This window comes from Leifsonia sp. 71-9 (assembly GCF_001898805.1).
Classification (GTDB): domain Bacteria; phylum Actinomycetota; class Actinomycetes; order Actinomycetales; family Microbacteriaceae; genus Leifsonia.
In genome coordinates this window covers 1-2,870 of the sequence record NZ_MKVJ01000005.1, presented here as the reverse complement: position 1 = coordinate 2,870, position 2,870 = coordinate 1, and the positions used below count along the sequence as shown (strand labels likewise).

Sequence of the window (2,870 nt, the reverse complement as noted above, 5' to 3'; positions counted from 1 at the left end):
GATGGTCATGCCCGGCGACACCACCGACATGACGGTCGAGCTGATCCAGCCGATCGCCATGGAGGAGGGCCTCGGCTTCGCCATCCGTGAGGGTGGCCGCACCGTGGGCGCCGGTACGGTGACCAAGATCATCAAGTAGTCGTTTCTTCGACTGACTCGGAAGAGGGTCGGGCCTTCGGGCCCGGCCCTCTTTCGTTAACGCGGGGTTTACCTCGGCTCGCCGGAGGCGCAAGATGGACTCACCGTTCCAACCGGACGGATCCGTCGACGGAGGGAGACGCCTATGGCAATCCAAGACCTCGCAAACCAGCTCGAACCGCTGACCGGATCACGAACGGAGAGTTCGGACACCGCGTAAGCGGTCTTGAAACCAACGGAGCAGCGGCGCGAGGCGCTGCTCGAGCGGGGTCGGCGATACGCCGGCCCCGCTCCTTCGTGCCCGGGTGAGTGCGCCCGCTTGGTACGTCTGCCCCCGTTCGCCGTGACGCGAACGTACCGCGGCGTAGCAGATACCGGATCGCCCACAGGGCGGAGCCGGTGGACGGTTCTCCACAGAGCGCAGCGGGAGGGGCCGCACACCACCATCCGCCGGTAGACCAGATCGATGACGATCGAACATGCGCACACGCCCCTTGTCCTCACCTGCGAGCTGCGCGACCTGGCTGACACCCGCCACCAGCACGCACGGGCCGCCGTCGCGGGCAGTGAGGTCCGTGTCGGAAGAGGCGCGTACGTCCGTCGAGGGGTGTGGGACGAGCTGGATGCTCTCGATCGTTACCGCCTCCGGTTGATCGCCTTCTCTCGCACCCGGAAGCGGCCGCCACTGTTCTCCCATCAATCGGCGGCGGTGTTGCACGGCCTTCCGATGATCGGCAGCATCCCGGAGCGCATCCACGTGAGCGTAGGGAGGACGAGTGGAGGTCGCTCGGCGCGTGGTGTGGTCGCACACTCCCGCGAAGTGGGGTCCGAGGACATCGTCGAGGTGGACGGCCTCCATTCCACGTCTCTCCTCCGCACGGGCATCGACCTCGCCGCCACGATGTCACGGCCCGACGCGGTCGTGGTGGCCGACGCCATCGTCCGCAACGGGGTGCCCCGACTCGCCCTCCTCGAAGCCTGGCTGCGCGCCCAGCCGATGCGCGGCCACCGGCGAGCCCAGGAGGTGATCGCGTTCGCGGATGGGCGGGCGGAGTCGCCGCTCGAGTCCGTGAGTCGGGTCAGCATGCATGCCGGGGGAGTGCCGCAGCCCGCCCTCCAGGTGCCGTACTCCGACAGCGCCGGGCCGATCGGCCGTGTCGACTTCGCGTGGCCGGCGCTTGGGGTGGTCGGCGAGGCGGACGGTGATGCCAAGTACCTCGACGCTGGTCTTCGCGGTGGCCGCTCGGCAGAGCGCGTCGTGCTCGACGAGAAGGTCCGGGAGGACCGGCTGCGGGCACTCGGACTGCGGGTCGTGCGCTGGCGCTGGACGACCGCGATGGACTCCCGCGCCCTCGAGACCCACCTGGCCTCCGCAGGTCTCCCCTTCGGCCGTCGAACCTCGTGGAGTGAGTGCTGCGCCTAGGTACGATTGCGGTGCGGCGACCGTGCGCAGACGTACCAGAGGGCCGCAATCGGGTCGGCGCCAGGGCGCGCCACGCCGCGCGACACGCCCGGGTTGCAGCTTGGCCCGGGATCTGGCAAACTTGTCTAGTTCAACATTCCGGACGACTGCGCTCACGCGTGTCTCGGCCGGATCACTGCCAGGCAGTGCATAACCCACCGCGAGGCCTCTCGAGGCCGGCGGGAAGATGGTTAGGCCGCAGGCAGCAGGACACGCTCACAACGACCACCCTCGGGGACCAGGGGTTATCTCTGTCCACGATTCAGGCGACACGCCCGAGCGCGGGGGTCGGAGAGTTGACAGAAGAATAGTGGCGTTCCCCTGCGTTCGTCGCACCGCGTCCAATGCGAATCGGTTCCGAGAGGATCCGACTCGTACGACGCCATAACAAGAGAGAGAGTCAGACATGGCGGGACAGAAGATCCGCATTCGGCTTAAGTCGTACGACCACGAGGTCATCGACACCTCGGCGCGCAAGATCGTCGACACGGTGACCCGTGCCGGCGCGACCGTCGTCGGCCCGGTGCCCCTTCCCACCGAGAAGAACGTGGTGTGCGTCATCCGTTCGCCCCACAAGTACAAGGACAGCCGCGAGCACTTCGAGATGCGCACGCACAAGCGGCTGATCGACATCATCGACCCGACCCCGAAGGCCGTCGACTCGCTCATGCGTCTCGACCTGCCGGCGGACGTCAACATCGAGATCAAGCTCTAAGGGGGAGTGCCATGCCTAACGTCAACAAAGCAGCCGCTGAGCACAAGTCCTCCAAGGGCCTCCTCGGCAAGAAGCTCGGCATGACCCAGGTCTGGGACGAGAACAACAAGCTCATCCCCGTGACCGTCATCGAGATCACGCCGAACGTCGTGACCCAGGTCCGCACCCCCGAGGCCGACGGCTACAACGCCGTCCAGATCGCCTACGGCCAGATCGACCCGCGCAAGGTGAACAAGCCGGCCGCCGGCCACTTCGACAAGGCGGGCGTCACGCCGCGCCGTCACCTCACCGAGGTCCGCACCGCGGACGCGGCCGACTACAGCGCCGGCCAGGAGCTCACCGTCGAGAGCACGTTCGAGGCCGGCCAGCTGGTCGACGTCGTCGGCACCTCGAAGGGCAAGGGCTTCGCCGGTGTCATGAAGCGCCACAACTTCCAGGGCGTCTCCGCTTCGCACGGTGCGCACCGCAACCACCGCAAGCCGGGCTCCATCGGCGCCTCCTCGACCCCGAGCCGTGTCTTCAAGGGCATGCGCATGGCCGGTCGCATGGGTGGCG

The 2,870-nt window shown here is 67.5% G+C and carries 3 protein-coding genes and 1 pseudogene; all 4 read left to right on the top strand.

Annotated elements, in window-relative coordinates:
• Window positions 1-139 (top strand): annotated as a pseudogene (locus BGO91_RS04180) (elongation factor Tu); the annotation flags it as partial.
• An 819-nt stretch (window positions 140-958) separates the two neighbouring features.
• Window positions 959-1,561 carry a hypothetical protein gene (locus BGO91_RS04175; protein WP_290471617.1) on the top strand — a complete coding sequence of 201 codons (603 nt, stop codon included), beginning with the start codon at window positions 959-961 and terminating at the stop codon, window positions 1,559-1,561.
• Between the two features lie 445 nt (window positions 1,562-2,006).
• Window positions 2,007-2,315, top strand: coding sequence for a 30S ribosomal protein S10 (gene rpsJ, locus BGO91_RS04170; RefSeq protein WP_005050520.1), 309 nt, complete (start codon window positions 2,007-2,009; stop codon window positions 2,313-2,315).
• Between the two features lie 11 nt (window positions 2,316-2,326).
• On the top strand, window positions 2,327-2,870 hold a 544-nt coding region (rplC, locus tag BGO91_RS04165), incomplete at its 3' end, for a 50S ribosomal protein L3 (RefSeq protein WP_290471616.1).